Here is a 16,748-nt window from a genome sequence, read left to right as displayed (position 1 = left end):
GCCGCCATCGGGCGCTGCGCCACCTTGCGGGTTATTCGTAGACCACCTTGACCTGGGCACTGCCGGCCTGGGCGTACCAGGCCGCCAGGGCCGCATCGCTGGGATAGAAGCGGCTGGCATCGCCCAGCGCCAGCTCGCAGCTGGCCGAGCCGCGCTCGTCCTCGCAGACCAGGCCCAGGCGCACTTTCATGCCGCGCTGCAGCTCGCCATGTTCGCCCTGCTCCACCACGGCGGGGAACTGGCGCAGCAGGCCAAGCACATCAGGCATCTTCTCGCCCACGCTGACCTGCAGGTAGCGCGCAAAGCGGCAGCGCGCGTCTGCCAGATTCCATAGCTGCTGGGCCTTCATGCGCAGGCCGCCGCTGAAATGGTCGAGCTGCAGGCGCCCGGTGATGACGACGAATTCATCGTCCTTGAGCAGTTCGCGGTAGGTGTTGAGCGTGTTCTCGTCCACCGAGGCCTCGATCACGCCCGAGCCATCGTCGATCTTGAACAGGCCCAGCCGCCCGCGCTGGCCGTTGATGGCGCGGAAGTCGCTGATGATGCCGGCCAGCGTCTGGGGCTCGCGACTGTCGCGCAGCTCGGCCAGGGGCGTGCGCACGAAGCGGCGCACCTCTTTCTCGACCTCATCGAACAGGTGGCCCGAGAGGTAGAAGCCCACCGCCGTCTTTTCCTGGGTCAGCCGCTCCTTCACGCCCCAGGGCAGTGCCTCGACCAGAGGCGGCTCCTGGGTGCTGGAGCCCACGGCGTCATCGCCCATCATGTCGAACAGGCCGCCCTGGTTGGCGTTGGCCAGCGTCTTGTTGCCGAACTCGAAGGCATGGTCGATGGAGGCCACCAGCGACGCCCGGTTGAGCTCGATGGCGTCGAAGGCGCCGCCCTTGATCAGGGCTTCCAGCGTGCGCTTGTTCAGGCGCGTGCGGTCCACGCGCACGCAGAAGTCGGCCAGGCTCTTGAAAGGTCCCTTGTCGGCGCCGCGCGGCCCCACGCCGCGGCCTTCGCGCGCCGCAACGATGGCCTCGATGGCCTGCTGGCCCGTGCCCTTGATGGCGCCCAGGCCGTAGCGGATGACCTTGTCGGTGACGGGCTCGAAGCGGTACATGCCACGGTTGACGTCCGGCGGCTCGAAACTGATGCCCATCTTGAGCGCGTCTTCGTACAACACCTTGAGCTTGTCGGTGTTGTCCATTTCCACGGTCATGTTCCCGCAGTAGAACTCGGCCGTGTAGTGCACCTTGAGCCAGGCCGTGTGGTAGGCCAGCAGCGAGTAGGCGGCGGCGTGCGACTTGTTGAAGCCGTAGCCCGCGAACTTCTCCATCAGGTCGAAGACCTCGTCGGCCTTTTCCTCGCTGATGCCCTGCTTGGCCGCGCCCTCGCGGAAGATCCCGCGGTGCATGACCATTTCCTCGACCTTCTTCTTGCCCATGGCTCGGCGCAAGAGGTCGGCGCCGCCCAGCGAGTAGCCGCCCAGTACCTGGGCGGTCTGCATCACCTGCTCTTGGTAGACCATGATGCCGTAGGTCTCGGCCAGCACCTGCTCGACCAGCGGGTGCGGGTACTCCACCACTTCCTTGCCGTGCTTGCGCGCGACGAAGCTGGGGATCAGGTCCATGGGGCCCGGGCGGTACAGTGCGTTCAGTGCGATCAGGTCTTCCAGGCGGCTGGGCTTGGCGTCGCGCAGCATGCCCTGCATGCCGCGCGATTCAAACTGGAACACGGCTTCGGTCTTGCCCTCGGAAAACAGCTGGTAGGTCCGCGCATCGTCCAGCGGGATGTTCTCGAAGGCGAAGTTCTCCTGACCCTTGTGGCGCTTGATGATGAACTCGCGCGCGATCTCCAGGATGGTCAGCGTGGCCAGGCCCAGAAAGTCGAACTTCACCAGGCCCACGGCCTCCACATCGTCCTTGTCGTACATGGCCACAGCGGAGTCGCTGCCCGGCTGCTGGTACAGCGGGCAGAAGTCGGCGAGCTTGCCCGGAGCGATCACCACGCCGCCCGCGTGCATGCCGATGTTGCGAGTCATGCCTTCGAGCTTCTGGGCCATTTCGATCAGGGTCTTGACGTCTTCTTCTTTTTCGATGCGCTCGGCCAGCATGGGCTCGGCCTCGATGGCATAGGTGTACTTGTCGCCCTCCTTCTTCGGATTGGGCGGGTATTTGAGCGTGACGTGCAGGCCCGGCTTGTTGGGAATGAGCTTGGAGATGCCGTCGCAGAAGGTGTAGCTCATGTCCAGCACGCGGCCCACGTCGCGGATGGCCGCGCGCGCGGCCATGGTGCCGAAGGTGGCGATCTGGCTGACGGCGTCGCGGCCGTAGAGCTGCTTCACATAGTCGATGACGCGGTCGCGGTTGGCCTGGCAGAAGTCCACGTCGAAGTCGGGCATGGACACGCGCTCGGGGTTCAGGAAGCGCTCGAACAGCAGGTTGTATTCCAGCGGGTCCAGGTCCGTGATCTTGAGCACGTAGGCCACCAGCGAGCCCGCGCCCGATCCGCGGCCCGGGCCCACGGGGCAGCCGTTGAGCTTGGCCCACTTGATGAAGTCGCCCACGATGAGGAAGTAGCCTGGGAAGCCCATCTTGAGGATGGTGCCGATCTCGAATTCCAGCCGTTCCACGTAGCGCGGGCGCTGCGCCTCGCGCTTGGTGGGATCGGGATACAGATGGGTCAGGCGGTCTTCCAGGCCGTTGAAGGATTCGCTGCGGAAGAACTCGTCCATGGTCATGCCGTCAGGCACGGGGAAATTGGGCAGTTGCGGCTTGCCCAGCACCAGGGTCAGGCTGCAGCGGCGCGCGATTTCCACGGTGTTGGCAATGGCGCTGGGAATGTCGGCGAACAGCGCCTGCATCTGCGCGGCGGTCTTGAAATGCTGGTCGCGCGTGAAGCGGCGCACGCGCTTCGGGTTGGCCAGGATCTCGCCCTCGGCGATGCACACGCGCGCCTCGTGCGCTTCGTAGTCGTCGGGGCCGAAGAACTGGATGGGGTGCGTGGCCACCACGGGCAGGTTCAGCCGCTCGGCCAGTTGCACGGCGGCCAGCACATGGGCCTCATCGTCCTGGCGGCCGGCGCGCTGCAGTTCGATGAAGAAACGGTGCGGGAACATGCCTGCCAGCCGCTGGGCCACGGCGGCTGCGCCGGCCTCGTCGCCGCGCATCAGCGCCTGGCCCACGGGGCCGGCCTGGGCACCGGCCAGCACGATCAGCCCCTCGCCCAGCTCCTGCAGCCAGGCCCAGGTGTGCACGGCCTGGCCCTTGACCACGTTGCGGGTCCAGCCACGGGCCAGCAGTTCGGACAGGTTGTGGTAGCCCAGCGGGCTTTGCACCAGCACGATGATGCGCGAGACGGCGGCGCCGTTCTCGCCTTCGATCTGGATTTCCGCGCCCAGCACGGGCTTGACGCCCTTGGCCCGCCCTTCGCGGTAGAACTTGACGCCGCCAAACAGGTTGTTGAAGTCTGTGACGGCCAGTGCGACCTGCCCATCCTCGGCGGCGGCCTTGACGATGGCATTGATGCGGTTGGTTCCGTCCACGACGGAGAATTCGGTGTGCAGGCGCAAATGGACAAACATATGGGCGCCATTGTAGAAAGCTCCGCAAGGCCGGGACCCGTTCACGGCCATGCCTTTGCCGCCGCCCCCGCCTGCGGGGCGGGCATCGCAGGCCGTTACAATGCTTCGGCCCGGTTGCGGGAAAATCAGGCTTTGTGCGGCCCCTCAGCGCGGCCCGCGTCCCTGCCCGCCAACCCTCTCACCGCCCTTCGATTGCCCGAGAAACGTCCACCATGCAGCGTATTCCCCTGTCCATCGTTCCCGCCATGCTGGTCGCAGGCGTTCTGACAGCCTGCTCCAGTACGCAGCAAGACCCTACTGCCAAGTGGACCCCGGACCGCATCTATACCGAGGCCCGCGACGAAGCCGCCTCCGGCGCGTTCGACAAGGCCGTTCCGCTGTTCGAGAAGCTCGAAGGCCGTGCCGCCGGCACGCCCCTGGCCCAGCAGGCCCAGCTCGACAAGGCCTATGCCCAGTACAAGAGCGGCGACAAGATCCAGGCCACCGCCACGCTGGACCGCTTCCTGAAGCTGCATCCGGCCAGCCCCGCCACCGACTACGCCCTCTACCTGAAGGGCCTGGTCAACTTCAACGACAACCTGGGCATGTTCTCCTGGCTGTCGCGCCAGGATCTGTCCGAGCGTGACCAGAAGGCCGCCAAGGACTCGTTCGAGTCCTTCCGCGAACTGGTGACGCGCTTCCCCGAGTCGCGCTACGCCGAGGATTCGCGGCTGCGCATGCAGTACATCGTCAACTCGCTGGCGCAGTACGAAGTGCATGTGGCCCGCTACTACTACGGACGCGGCGCCTACGTGGCCGCCATCGCGCGCGCGCAGACGGCCGTCAAGGACTACCAGGGCGTGCCCGCCGTGCGCGAGGCCATGCAGATCCTGGTGAATTCATACGACGCCCTGGGCATGACGCAGTTGCGCGACGACGCGCAACGCGTGCTGTCCGCCTCCTACGGCCAGGAGTCCGACCAGGACCTCACGGCAAAGCAGAAGTCGTGGTGGAAGCTGTGGTGATCTGCGGCGCAGGCTGCGCCAGCGCCTGCAGGGCCTGAACAAAGGCCACCTCGTCCACCAGGGTCCGCATGGGCGGCAGCGCAGCACGCAGCCGCCGCCCGTAACCCATGGTGGCCAACCGGGAATCACAGACCACGAGCACGCCGCGATCCGTCTCGCGCCGGATCAGGCGGCCAGCGCCCTGCTTGAGCGCCATGGCGGCCTCGGGCAGCATGTAGTCGGCAAAGGCCTGACGCCCCACGGATTCCAGGCTGCGCGAACGCGCCTCGACCAGCGGATCGTCGGGCGGCGGAAACGGCAGCTTGTCGATGACCACCAGCTGCAGCGCATCGCCCGGCAGGTCCACTCCCTCCCAGAAAGTGGCCGAGGCCACCAGAATGCAGCCCCGCCCCGGGCTTGCCCCCGTGCCTTCCCTGCCTTCTCCGGCCGCGATAAAGCGCTCGATCAAGGCCAGCTTGGGCGCCTGCCCCTGGACCAGCACATCGAGTTCACCAAACAGCCCCAGCGACTGCTGCAGCGCATCGCCTATGGCGTGCAGCGCCCGCAACGTGGTCGTCAGCACCAGCGTGCGCCCGCCCAGGCGCTGGGCGGCATCCAGCGCCAGGCGCGCCACCTCGGTGCTGTGCGTGGCGCTGCCGGCCTGGGCAAAGGGCCGGGGCACGTAAAGCGCTGCCTGCCTCGCATAGTCAAAGGGACTGTCCACGCGCAGCACCTGGGCCTCGCGCAGGCCGCAGGGCTCGGTGAACCAGCTCAGGCGCTCGTCGTCACCCAGCGTGGCCGAGGTGAAGATCCACGCGGTGCCCGAGGGCTGCCGGGGCAGGCCTGCAGCTTCGGGAACGGGCGCGGGCGCGCCTTCTTCCTGTTCTTGTGGCTCGGGCTGTGCATCCTCTCGCTCCTGGTCTTCCGATTCCTCCTGCTCCTGCGTCAACCCCAGCAGCCGCGTGCGCATGATGTGCGCAATGGTCAGCGGAGACTCCAGCATGCGCATCTGCTGGCTGCCCAGCTCCAGCCAGCGCACCGTGTCCTGCACGGCGGCGGCGGCAAAGGTGGCCAGGCGCCGCAGCAGTTCGTTGCCGCGCTCGAACAGCCTGCGCAGTTCGGGGTCGCTGATCTGCAGTTGCACCAGCGGCTCCAGCAGTGCCCGCAGGCTGCGCCCCAGCGTCACCAGGGCGGTGCGCCAGCGCTGCGCGTCCAGCCCCTGCGGCGTCACACCCTGCCAGGGCAGGCGCCCGCCCACCGGGGGCTTGCCTGCTGCCAGGCGCAGCTCGCGCAAGGCCTGCTCCACACGTGCCGCAAGCTGCATCCAGTCGGCCATGCCGCGCGCCAGTTCCTGGCCGGCGCGCAGCACATCGCGGGCATAGCCCGTCAGTTGCTGGCCCGACAGGCTCTGGCCCGCGAACTGCACACCGGTGTCGTTGAGCTGGTGGGCCTCGTCCACAACGACCACGCCCACGCTGGGCAGCAACTGGGCCACGCCCGACTCGCGCACATCCAGGTCGGCAAACATGAGGTGGTGGTTGATGACCACCACGTCGGCCTCCAGCGCAGCGCGGCGGGCCACGTTGACATGGCAGTCCTGCCAATGCGGGCAGTCGGAACCCAGGCAGTTGTCGCGTGTGGAAGTGACCAGGGGCAGCGCGGGCGAGCGCTCGTCCAGCGCGGGCAACTCGCCCAGGTCGCCCGTGCGCGTGGTGCGTGCCCATCGCTCGACCAGGGCCACGCTGCGCAGCACCTGCGGGTCCTGCGGCGCCGTGCGGCCCTGGCGCACACGCTCCAGCCGCTCCATGCACAGGTAGGCGCTGCGGCCCTTGAGGCGCGCCATGCGCAGCGGCATGCCCAACGCGGCTACGAGGCGCGGCAGATCGCGGGCATACAGCTGATCCTGCAGCGCGCGCGTGGCCGTGGACACCAGCACGCGCTGGCCGCTGAGCAGGGCCGGCACCAGGTAGGCATAGGTCTTGCCCACGCCCGTGCCGGCCTCGACCACAAGGGTCTGGCGCTGCTCGATGGCCTGGGCCACGGCCAGGGCCATGCGGGTCTGCCCCTCACGCGGCAGGAACAGCGCCTCGGCGCGCGACAGCAGGCCTTGCGGCGCGAAGGCCGCCTGCACGGCGGCGGTCAGGGAATGCAAAGGGCGGGTCCGTTTGTTGAAAAAGAGAGCGCCGCCGGGGTGCGGCGTGCCAGCGCCGGGGACGGTGCTCCGATAATATGCGCCATGACATTGGTGTGCCCATCCACCGCCCCAAGAGCCCACCAAACCAGAGACCATGCAGCCAGCGTACCGACTCCAAGCCGCCACAGGCATCCATCGCGGTGACAGGCAATACCAGCAAGACCAGGTGATGCTCATGGCCCACCCCTATGTACACGGCTGCCTGCTGGGCGTGCTGGCCGACGGCATGGGCGGGCGCAGTGGCGGGCGCAAGGCCTCCGACCAGGTCATGCTCACGGCGCGCCAGCTGTTCGAGCGCTTCGAGCCGGGCAAGGAGGACTGCACGGCGCTGCTGGAGAGCATCGTCCACGAGTCGCACATGGTGATCCGGCTGACGGCCATTTCGGCCGAGCAGGAGCCGCACAGCACCATTGCCGCCTTCGTGCTGCTGCCCCAGGGCCGCTGCCACTGGGTGCATTCGGGCGATTCGCGCATCTACCACTACCAGGGCGCGACCATGGTCCACCGCACCAAGGACCACTCCTACGTCCAGTCCTTGGTGGACAGGGGAGAACTCACCGAATTCGAGGCCCATGTGCACCCCAAGTCCAACATCCTGCTGGGCTGCCTGGGCACCGAGGCCGAGCCGCCCATGAGCCACCACGTGATCGAGCATGTGCATCCGGGCACCACGCTCATGGCCTGCAGCGACGGCGTCTGGCACTACTACACGGCGGAGGAACTGGGCACCGTGCTCAACGCGCTCACGCCGCGCGAGGCCACGGAATTCCTGATCGACAAGGCACGCGTGCGCGCCCAGGGCGGGGGTGACAACCTGTCGCTGGTGGTGCTCAAGCTCGAGGCACTGGAGCAGCCGGTGACGGCGTGACCACCGAACTCAGGGCGCCGCAGGCGCGGGAGGCGCAGGCAGGGGCGCTGCCTGCGGGCCGCGATCACGGGCGGCATCGGCGGCGCGGGCCTTGCGCTCGGCAGCCTCTTTTTGCTTGGCCTCGAACTGGGCGCGGGCGGCAGTTCGCCGCTCCTGCTCCTGCGCAGACTGGCGCTGCTCGATCTGCGCCTGGCGATCACGCTGGTGGCTGGCCTGCTGGGCTGCACGCTGCTGTGCGTCCTGGGCACGCTGGGCCCTGAGGGCCTGGGTGTCGCGCTGGGCGGCCGGTGGCCGCTCCTTGGCTTGCATGGACGAGGCGGCCTTCTGGGCCTTCTTGGCCTCGATATCCTCAAGGCGCTGGGCGGCGCGCTCCTTGCGCTCCTCGTCGTTGATCTGCAGCTCGCGTTCGCGCAGCGGCTTGTCCTGCTCACGGGCCTCTTCGCGCGCCTGCCTGAGGCAGTCTTCCACGGCAAAGCGCTGGTAGCACTCGGACTCCAGGGCCGTGCGCCGCCTGTCGATGACGGCACGCTGGGCCGCGATCTCGGCGCGTGCGGCCTTGCGCTCGGCCTGGACCTGCTTTGCAACCTGGGCGCGTTCCTGCCGCGCATCGGCATCGCTATCCGCGCCAGCCTCCGCAGCCATCGCCGGGCCGGCCAGCACAAGGCAGGCCAGCGCAGCGCCCAGGGGAACGGGCAGTTTCTTCACAAGGGCGAAAGCAGAGGTAGGCAGTTTCAACATGTACAGGTCCGGCAAACGACGCCAGCGGCCGGGACCGGCCTCAGGTCAGGCTGGTGTCCACCACACGGCGCTCCAGCGCCAGGAATTCCTTGGACTGCATCTCGTTCAGGCGCGATACGGTACGGGGGAACTCATGGGCCAGCGGGCCCTCAGTGTAAAGCTGCTCGGGCGGCACGGCGGCCGAGATGACCAGCTTGACCCTGCGGTCGTACAACACGTCCACCAGCCAGGTGAAGCGCCGCGCGGGCGATGCCATGTTGACCGGCATATAGGGCACGTCGGACAGCAGCACGGTGTGGAACTGGCTCGCGATCTCCAGGTAGTCGTTCTGCGAGCGCGGGCCGCCGCACAGCTCGCGGAAGTCGAACCAGACCACGCCACCGGCGCGGCGGCGCGCACGGATCTCGCGCGCCTCGATGTGCAGCACGGGGTCTTCGTCCTTGACTTCGGCCAGCTTGTCGAAGGTTTCGGTCATGGCCGCATCGGCCTCTGCACCCAGGGGCGTGTGATAGAGCCGGGCGTTTTCCAGCGTGCGGCGGCGGTAGTCCGTGCCGTTGTCCACGTTGACGACTTCCATGCGCTCGTTGAGCAGGTCGATGGCCGGCAGGATGCGGTCGCGGTGCAGGCCGCCCGGGTACAGCTCGTCGGGCTTGAAGTTGGAGGTGGTGACAAAGCCCACGCCGTTGGCAAACAGCGAGACCAGCAGCCGGTGCAGGATCATCGCGTCCGTGATGTCGGCGACGTGGAATTCGTCGAAGCAGATCAGCTTGTACTTCTTGGAGATGCGGGCACCCAGCACGTCCAGCGGGTTCTGCGTGCCCTGCAGCACGGCGAGCTCGCGGTGGACCTCGCGCATGAATTCGTGGAAATGCAGGCGCACCTTGCGCCTGAGCGGCACGGCGTTGAAGAAGCAGTCCATGAGAAAGCTCTTGCCGCGCCCCACCCCGCCGTACATGTAGACGCCGCGGGGAATCTCGGGATGGTTGATGAGCTTCTTGAAGGCGTTGGAGCGGCGCTGGCGGTAGACCGCCCAGTCGTCGGCACAGCGCTGCAGCGCCTCGACGGCGCGCAACTGCGCAGGATCACTGTGAAAGCCCTTGGCTACCAGTTCGGCCTCGTAGGCCTCTCGCACTGAAACGCTCATGCAGCATCAACCATTCGCTATGTATTCAGAAGCTGAAAACGCTTGCAAGGCAAGCGCTTTCAGGTCTTTGACTTGGGCTAGATGGCTAGCCTGGCACTCAGAAATTCAGAGTGCGCTTGTCGACGGCCAGTGCCGCTTCCTTGGTGGCCTCGGACAGCGAGGGGTGGGCGTGGCAGATGCGGGCGATGTCTTCGCTCGATGCCTTGAACTCCATGGCGACCACGGCTTCGGAGATCAGCTCCGAGACCATGGGGCCGACCATGTGCACGCCCAGGATTTCGTCGGTCTCGGCATCGGCCAGGAACTTGACCATGCCCGTGGTATCACCCAGGGCGCGCGCGCGGCCGTTGGCCAGGAAGGGGAAGGTGCCAGCCTTGTACTTGACGCCCTGCTCCTTCAGTTGCTGCTCGGTGCGGCCCACCCATGCGATTTCGGGGCTGGTGTAGATCACCCAGGGAATGGTGCCGAAGTTCACATGGCCATGCTGGCCGGCAATGCGCTCGGCCACGGCCACGGCCTCTTCCTCGGCCTTGTGCGCCAGCATCGGGCCGCGCACCACGTCGCCCACGGCCCAAACGCCGGGCAGGCTGGTCTTGCAGTCGTCATCGACCACGACGCAGCCGCGCTCGTCCAGAGCCAGGCCCACGGCCTCGGCATTGAGGCCGGCCGTGTTGGCGGTGCGGCCGATGGAGATGATCAGCTTGTCGGCCTCCAGCGCCTGGGCTTCACCCTTGGCGTTGGTGTAGGCGATGGACACGCCCTTCTTGCCGCTCTTGATTTCGCCGATCTTCACGCCCAGCTCGATCTTCAGACCCTGCTTGTCGAACGCCTTCTTGGCTTCCTTGGCGATCTGCTCGTCCACGGCGGACAGGAACTTGTCCATGCCTTCGAGCACGACCACTTCCGTGCCCAGGCGGCGCCAGACCGAGCCCATTTCCAGGCCGATCACGCCAGCGCCGATCAGGGCCAGCTTCTTGGGGGCCTTGCCCAGGCGCAGGGCGCCGTCGTTGGACAGGATGTTCTCTTCATCGAAGGGCACGCCGGGCAGCGCGCGGGCGCTGGAGCCCGTGGCGACCACGATCTGCTTGCCCGTCAGCACTTCCTCTTCCTTGCCGGCAACCTTGATCTGGTAGCCGCCCTCGACCGCCTTGACGAACGAGCCACGGCCGTGGAAGAAGGTGACCTTGTTCTTCTTGAACAGGTACAGGATGCCGTCGTTGTTCTGCTTCACGACCGCATCCTTGCGGGCGATCATCTTGGCCACGTCCATCTCGACCTTGCCGGTGGAGATGCCATGGTCGGCAAAGTGCAGATTGGCGTGCTCGAAGTGCTCGGACGACTGCAGCAGGGCCTTGGAGGGAATGCAGCCCACGTTGGTGCAGGTGCCGCCCGGAGCGGCGCCGCCAGCGGCGTTCTTCCACTCGTCGATACAGGCCACGTTGAAGCCCAGTTGTGCGGCACGGATGGCGGCGATGTAGCCGCCAGGGCCCGCGCCGATGACGATGACGTCGAATTGCTTGCTCATTTCAGGAATCTCTTGTCTGTGATGCATGAAAAAACCCACCGCAGGGCACGCGGCCAAGGGTGGGTTTTCGTCGTGTCGAACCCTGTGGAATTACAGGTCGAACAGCAGGCGCGAAGGATCTTCCAGCGCGTCCTTCATGGCCACCAGGCCCAGCACGGCTTCGCGGCCGTCGATGATGCGGTGGTCATAGGACATGGCCAGATAGTTCATCGGGCGGACCACGACCTGGCCGTTCTCGACCATGGCGCGGTCCTTGGTGGCGTGCACGCCCAGGATGGCCGACTGGGGCGGGTTGATGATGGGGGTGGACATCATCGAGCCGAAGGTGCCGCCGTTGGAGATGGAGAAGGTGCCGCCGGTCATGTCTTCAATGCCCAGCTTGCCGTCCGCCGCCTTCTTGCCGAATTCGGCAATCTTCTTTTCGATGTCGGCGAAGCTCATCTGGTCTGCATTGCGCAGGATGGGCACCACCAGGCCACGGGGCGAACCCACGGCGATACCGATGTCGAAGTAGCCGTGGTAGACGATGTCGTTGCCGTCCACGGAAGCATTGAGCACGGGGTACTTCTTCAGGGCGTGCACTGCCGCCTTGACGAAGAAGGACATGAAGCCCAGCTTGGTGCCGTGTTCCTTGGTGAAGGCGTCCTGGAACTTCTTGCGCAGATCCATCACCGGGGCCATGTTGACTTCGTTGAACGTGGTCAGGATGGCGTTGGTGGACTGCGACTGCAGCAGGCGCTCGGCCACGCGGGCACGCAGGCGGCTCATGGGCACGCGCTGCTCGGGACGGCCGCTGAGGTCTTCCTTGGCAGCGGGAGCCGACACCTGGGGCAGCGCCTTGGTGGGCACGCCGGTGGGGATGACGGCAGCCGTGGACTGCACGCCGCCCTTGACGGCCGCCAGGGCGTCGCCCTTGGTCACGCGGCCATCCTTGCCGGAGCCAGCCACGTTGGCGGCCGACAGGTTGTTCTCGGCCAGCAGCTTGGCAGCGGCGGGCATGGCGACATCGCCCTTGCTGCCGCCAGTGGCAGCAGCAGCGGCGGGAGCAGCAGCAGGCGCTGCGGCAGCGGGAGCGGCGGCTGCGGCAGGAGCGGCAGCGGCCACGCCGGCCACGCCTTCGGTGTCGATCTTGGCGATCAGCTGCTCGGCCACCACGGTGGCGCCGTCACCTTGCACGATCTCGGCCAGCACGCCAGCGGCGGGTGCGGGCACTTCGAGCACGACCTTGTCGGTTTCGATTTCGATGAGGATCTCATCGATTGCAACCGCTTCGCCGGCCTTCTTCTTCCAGGTCAGCATGGTGGCCTCAGCGATGGACTCGGACAGCTGGGGAACTTTGACTTCAACGATAGCCATTTGTGATTCTTTCCAAAAGTGTTCTGTACTGATACGTAGCGGGTGGGGGCTGCCTTACTTGTTCAGGACAAAACCCTTGAGCTTGGAGAACGCGCCTTCCACCAGGGCCTTTTGCTGCTCCTGGTGCAGGTGTGCGTAACCCACGGCGGGCGATGCCGAGGCAGCGCGGCCGGAGTAGCCCAGCTTCTGGCCATCGAGCATGTTCTCGTGGATGTAGTGCTGCACGAAGAACCAGGCGCCCTGGTTCTGCGGCTCGTCCTGGCACCAGACGATCTCGGTGGCGTTGCCGAACTTCTTGAGTTCAGCGGCGAAGGCCTTGTGCGGGAAGGGGTACAGCTGTTCGACGCGGATGATGGCGACGTCCTTGCTTTCCTTCTCGGCGCGCTTCTTGACCAGGTCGTAGTAGACCTTGCCCGAGCATGCGATCACGCGCTTGACCTTGGCCGCGTTCTTCACGACGGCTTCGTCCTGCTCGGGGATCACGGTCTGGAAACCACCGCTGGTGAATTCGGACAGCGGCGAGGTCGCATCCTTGTTACGCAGCAGCGACTTGGGCGTCATGATGACCAGCGGCTTGCGCAGCGGGCGCACCATCTGGCGACGCAGCACGTGGAAGATCTGGCTGGCCGTGGTGGGCTGCACGATCTGCATGTTGGCGTCGGCGGCCAGCTGCATGAAGCGCTCCAGGCGTGCCGAGCTGTGCTCGGGGCCCTGGCCTTCATAGCCGTGCGGCAGCATCAGCGTCAGGCCGTTGATGCGGCCCCACTTGACTTCACCGGAGGCGATGAACTGGTCGATCACCACCTGGGCGCCGTTGGCGAAGTCGCCGAACTGGGCTTCCCAGATCACCAGGGTGTTGGGATCGTTCGACGCGTAGCCGTACTCGAAGCCCAGCACGGCCTCTTCGGACAGGATGGAGTCGATGACGGTGAACGGAGCCTGGCTGTCGGCCACGTTCTGCAGCGGGATGTAGGTGCCTTCGCTCCACTTTTCACGCTTTTGGTCATGGATGACCGAGTGGCGGTGGGTGAAGGTGCCGCGGCCGCAGTCCTCGCCCGACAGGCGCACGGGGTAGCCCGATGCGACCAGCGATGCGAAGGCCATGTGCTCGCCCATGCCCCAGTCCACGTTGACATCGCCGCGGCCCATGGCTGCGCGGTCGTCATAGACCTTCTTGACCAGCGCGTGCGGGGTCACGGTCTCGGGGATGGTGGTGATGCGTTCGGCCAGGCGCTTCCATTCGGTCAGCGGGATGGCGGTGTCGCCTGCGTCGGTCCAGGTCTTGCCCAGGAACGGGCTCCAGTCCACGGCGTACTTGCTCTTGAAGTTCGTCAGCACCGGGTCCACGGTGTGGCGGCCTTCGTCCATGGCGGCGCGGTAGGCCTTGGCCATGTCGTCGCCCAGCGATTCGCCCAGGCCTTGCGTGGCCAGCTTGTCGGCGTACAGCTTGCGGGTGCCGGGGTGGGCGCCGATCTTCTTGTACATCAGCGGCTGGGTCAGGGCAGGCGTGTCCTGCTCGTTGTGGCCCAGCTTGCGGAAGCAGACGATGTCCACGACCACGTCCTTGGAGAATTCCATGCGGAATTCCAGCGCCAGCTGCACGGCCAGTGCCACGGCTTCCGGATCATCGCCGTTCACGTGCAGCACGGGCGACTCGATCATCTTGACGATGTCGGTGCAGTACAGCGTGGAGCGGGTATCGCGCGGATCGGAGGTGGTGAAGCCGATCTGGTTGTTGATGATGATGTGCACTGTGCCGCCCGTGGTGTAGCCACGGGTCTGGGCCAGCGCCAGGGTTTCCTGGTTCACGCCCTGGCCGGCAAAGGCGGCATCGCCGTGCACCAGCACGGGCAGCACTTGCTTGCCGTGCGGGTCGTCGCGGCGGTCCATGCGCGAGCGCACCGAGCCTTCGACCACGGGGTTGACGATTTCCAGGTGCGAGGGATTGAAGGCCAGCGACAGGTGGACAGGGCCGCCAGCGGTGGACACATCGGAGCTGAAGCCCTGGTGGTACTTCACGTCGCCCGAGGGCAGATCTTCGGGAGCGGTGTGATCGAACTCGGCGAACAGGTCCTTGGGCATCTTGCCCAGGGTGTTGACCAGCACGTTCAGGCGGCCGCGGTGGGCCATGCCGATCACGACTTCCTGCACGCCCTTCTGGCCGGCAGCGTTGATCAGCTCGTCCATGGCGACGATGAAGCTTTCGCCACCTTCCAGCGAGAAGCGCTTTTGGCCGACGTACTTGGTGTGCAGGTAGCGTTCCAGGCCTTCGGCAGCCGTCAGGCGGTCGAGGATGCGCTTTTTCTGGTTGGCGTCAAAGCTGGGCTTGGTACGGCTGGTTTCCAGCTTTTGCTGCCACCAGCGCTTTTGCGTCTGGTCGGTGGCATACATGTACTCGGTGCCCAGGGTGCCGCAGTAGGTCTCGCGCAGCGCGTTCATCAGCTCGCGCAGCGACATGCTTTCCTTGCCGAAGAAGGTGTTGCTCGTGTTGAACACCGTTTCCTGGTCGGCATCGGTGAAGCCGTAGAACGACGGCTCCAGCTCGGGAATTTCGGGGCGCTCGGTGCGCTTGAGGGGATCGAGATCGGCCCAGCGTGCGCCGACATTGCGGTAGGCGGCGATCAGCTGCTGGACGGCGGTGCGCTTGCGGCCCAGCTCGGAGTCGGCGCCGGAGGCCACGACCACCTTGGTGCCGCCTTGCTTGGCGCGCTCGGCGAAAGCGTTGATGACGGGCTGGTGCGGGACGTCCTTGGAGTCCGTGCCGTCGACTGCGGGCACATGTTGCAGTGCATCAAAGTACTCGCGCCAGGAATCCGGCACGCTACCGGGGTTGGCCAGGTAGTTCTCGTACATTTCTTCGACGTAGGGGGCATTGCCGCCGAAGAGGTAGGTATTGCCTTGGTAGGCTTGGTAGACCGACGTCTGATCGCTCATATTGCGCTGACCTCAGCCTCCCTGAAGGAGGCATTAGCTGGTTTGTGGAACCTTCCGCGACACGGCTGTACCGATTGGCGGATGCGACTGTGGCTGGGGAAGGGCCTGGTTGCGACCGCCATTGTGCCACCGTTCAAACATCGCAGCAGGGCAGTTACCAAGCGATTACCTGGACCCTCCGGGAGTTCCCGCAGTCGCGTACATTGGCGCATCTTCCGAACGGACCGACAGATGAACCTGCTGCCCTTACACAAACGCACTTTCATGCTGCTGCTGATCGCGGCGACCATAGGCTTCGGTGCCGTGCTCTGGGAATTCATGGGGGCCATCTTCTGGGGCGTCGCCCTGGCCATCCTGTTCTCGCCGCTGCACCGGCGCCTGCTGGCGCGCATGCCCCGGCGCACCAATCTCGCCGCCCTGTCCACCCTGCTGCTGTGCCTGGTCGTGGCCATCCTGCCGCTGGCGCTGATCGGCGCCTCCCTGGTGCGCGAGGCCTCGTTGATCTATGAGCGCGTCAACAGCGGCAACCTGGATGCAGGCACCTATCTGCAACAGATCATGGACGCCCTGCCCTCCTGGGTCACACCCTGGCTGGAGCGGTTGCACCTGGGCTCGCTGGCCGAGCTACAGGACAAGCTGTCCAGCATCGCCATGCAGGCCTCCAAGCTGGCCGCCACCAAGGCGCTGGGCATAGGCCAGAACACGTTCGGCTTCCTGGTGGGCTTTTGCGTGATGCTGTATCTGCTGTTCTTCCTGCTGCGCGACGGCCGTGACCTGACCCAGCGCATCCGCATGGCGATTCCGCTGCAGGCCGACCACAAGGCCGAGCTGTCGAGCAAGTTCACCACCGTGATCCGTGCCACCGTCAAGGGGAACCTGGCCGTGGCGGCCGCCCAGGGCGCGCTGGGCGGGCTGATCTTCTGGATTCTGGGCATCCAGGGGCCCGTGCTGTGGGGCGTGGTGATGGCCTTCCTGTCGCTGCTGCCCGCCGTGGGCGCTGGCCTGATCTGGGCCCCTGTGGCCATCTACTTCCTGGCCACCGGTGCCATGGGCAAGGGCCTGATCCTGATCGCCTACGGCGTGCTGGTGATCGGACTGGTGGACAACGTGCTGCGCCCCTTGCTGGTGGGCAAGGACACGAAGATGCCCGACTACATCGTGCTGATCTCGACGCTGGGCGGCATGGCTCTCTTCGGACTGACGGGTTTTGTGATAGGCCCCGTGATCGCGGCCCTGTTCATGGCGATCTGGGACATGTTCTCGCGCATGCAAGTGCAGGATGAGGAAAAGCGCCGCCAACTTGCCCAGGCAGGTTTGGCGCATGCTGAATATCAGACATCGGATGATATGGACCTCAAGCAAGCACCGCAGGATCCGCGCCCGCCGGCACGCTGAGCCTGCTCCGGCCCCTCCCTCTGGACGGGGGCCGGAAATCCATTTT

Annotated in this window: 10 protein-coding genes; 3 read left to right on the top strand and 7 right to left on the bottom strand. The window is 66.1% G+C overall.

From position 1 onward, the window contains the following. Positions 1-31: 31 nt before the first annotated feature. The gene (gene dnaE, locus DA1_RS19780; protein WP_034393024.1) at positions 32-3,565 is read right to left on the bottom strand and encodes a DNA polymerase III subunit alpha; all 3,534 of its coding nucleotides are present in this window, start codon (positions 3,563-3,565) and stop codon (positions 32-34) included. Positions 3,566-3,777: 212 nt separating this feature from the next. On the opposite strand from dnaE, the gene DA1_RS19775 reads away from it, so the two are divergent. Beyond that, the gene (locus DA1_RS19775; RefSeq protein ID WP_034393021.1) at positions 3,778-4,569 is read left to right on the top strand and encodes an outer membrane protein assembly factor BamD; all 792 of its coding nucleotides are present in this window, start codon (positions 3,778-3,780) and stop codon (positions 4,567-4,569) included. Here the strand turns inward: DA1_RS19775 and DA1_RS19770 are convergent. Beyond that, the gene (locus DA1_RS19770; RefSeq protein ID WP_034393018.1) at positions 4,532-6,700 is read right to left on the bottom strand and encodes an ATP-dependent DNA helicase; all 2,169 of its coding nucleotides are present in this window, start codon (positions 6,698-6,700) and stop codon (positions 4,532-4,534) included. The genes DA1_RS19775 and DA1_RS19770 overlap by 38 nt on opposite strands. A 136-nt stretch (positions 6,701-6,836) precedes the next feature. Here DA1_RS19770 and DA1_RS19765 point away from each other — a divergent pair, with 136 nt between their 5' ends. Beyond that, positions 6,837-7,610: a PP2C family protein-serine/threonine phosphatase gene (locus tag DA1_RS19765; protein WP_034393013.1), complete on the top strand. Its 774-nt coding sequence runs from the start codon at positions 6,837-6,839 to the stop codon at positions 7,608-7,610. Between the two features lie 9 nt (positions 7,611-7,619). On the opposite strand, the gene DA1_RS19760 is transcribed toward DA1_RS19765, so the two are convergent. From DA1_RS19760 to DA1_RS19740, 5 genes are all read right to left on the bottom strand, one after another. Next, the gene (locus tag DA1_RS19760) at positions 7,620-8,348 is read right to left on the bottom strand and encodes a hypothetical protein (protein WP_034393010.1); all 729 of its coding nucleotides are present in this window, start codon (positions 8,346-8,348) and stop codon (positions 7,620-7,622) included. 40 nt (positions 8,349-8,388) lie between these two features. Further along, entirely contained in the window at positions 8,389-9,492 is a 1,104-nt protein-coding gene (zapE, locus tag DA1_RS19755; protein ID WP_012205332.1) for a cell division protein ZapE, read from the bottom strand. Positions 9,493-9,589: 97 nt separating this feature from the next. Further along, positions 9,590-11,017, bottom strand: a complete 1,428-nt coding sequence (gene lpdA, locus DA1_RS19750; RefSeq protein ID WP_034393007.1) for a dihydrolipoyl dehydrogenase — start codon at positions 11,015-11,017, stop codon at positions 9,590-9,592. Positions 11,018-11,107: 90 nt separating this feature from the next. Next, positions 11,108-12,373, bottom strand: coding sequence for a 2-oxoglutarate dehydrogenase complex dihydrolipoyllysine-residue succinyltransferase (odhB, locus tag DA1_RS19745; protein WP_013802659.1), 1,266 nt, complete (start codon positions 12,371-12,373; stop codon positions 11,108-11,110). A 54-nt stretch (positions 12,374-12,427) separates the two neighbouring features. Further along, entirely contained in the window at positions 12,428-15,307 is a 2,880-nt protein-coding gene (locus tag DA1_RS19740) for a 2-oxoglutarate dehydrogenase E1 component (RefSeq protein WP_034393004.1), read from the bottom strand. A gap of 231 nt (positions 15,308-15,538) precedes the next feature. Between DA1_RS19740 and DA1_RS19735 the strand changes: the two genes are divergently transcribed. Then, complete coding sequence (locus DA1_RS19735; RefSeq protein WP_034393000.1) at positions 15,539-16,702, top strand: AI-2E family transporter; 1,164 nt, start codon at positions 15,539-15,541, stop codon at positions 16,700-16,702. Positions 16,703-16,748 lie beyond the last annotated feature (46 nt).

It is taken from the genome of Delftia acidovorans NBRC 14950, from assembly GCF_001598795.1.
GTDB lineage: Bacteria > Pseudomonadota > Gammaproteobacteria > Burkholderiales > Burkholderiaceae_C > Comamonas > Comamonas acidovorans.
Note: the sequence above shows the minus strand (reverse complement) of the source record. Positions and strands in the feature narration are given on the sequence as shown.

What these genes read in the sequence shown, in the direction of transcription:
- lpdA (WP_034393007.1), bottom strand. Translation starts at nt 11,017, where the DNA reads ATGAGCAAGCAATTCGACGTCATCGTCATCGGCGCGGGCCCTGGCGGC.
- DA1_RS19735 (WP_034393000.1), top strand. Translation starts at nt 15,539, where the DNA reads ATGAACCTGCTGCCCTTACACAAACGCACTTTCATGCTGCTGCTGATC.
- dnaE (WP_034393024.1), bottom strand. Translation starts at nt 3,565, where the DNA reads ATGTTTGTCCATTTGCGCCTGCACACCGAATTCTCCGTCGTGGACGGA.
- odhB (WP_013802659.1), bottom strand. Translation starts at nt 12,373, where the DNA reads ATGGCTATCGTTGAAGTCAAAGTTCCCCAGCTGTCCGAGTCCATCGCT.
- DA1_RS19740 (WP_034393004.1), bottom strand. Translation starts at nt 15,307, where the DNA reads ATGAGCGATCAGACGTCGGTCTACCAAGCCTACCAAGGCAATACCTAC.
- DA1_RS19775 (WP_034393021.1), top strand. Translation starts at nt 3,778, where the DNA reads ATGCAGCGTATTCCCCTGTCCATCGTTCCCGCCATGCTGGTCGCAGGC.
- DA1_RS19765 (WP_034393013.1), top strand. Translation starts at nt 6,837, where the DNA reads ATGCAGCCAGCGTACCGACTCCAAGCCGCCACAGGCATCCATCGCGGT.
- DA1_RS19760 (WP_034393010.1), bottom strand. Translation starts at nt 8,348, where the DNA reads ATGTTGAAACTGCCTACCTCTGCTTTCGCCCTTGTGAAGAAACTGCCC.
- zapE (WP_012205332.1), bottom strand. Translation starts at nt 9,492, where the DNA reads ATGAGCGTTTCAGTGCGAGAGGCCTACGAGGCCGAACTGGTAGCCAAG.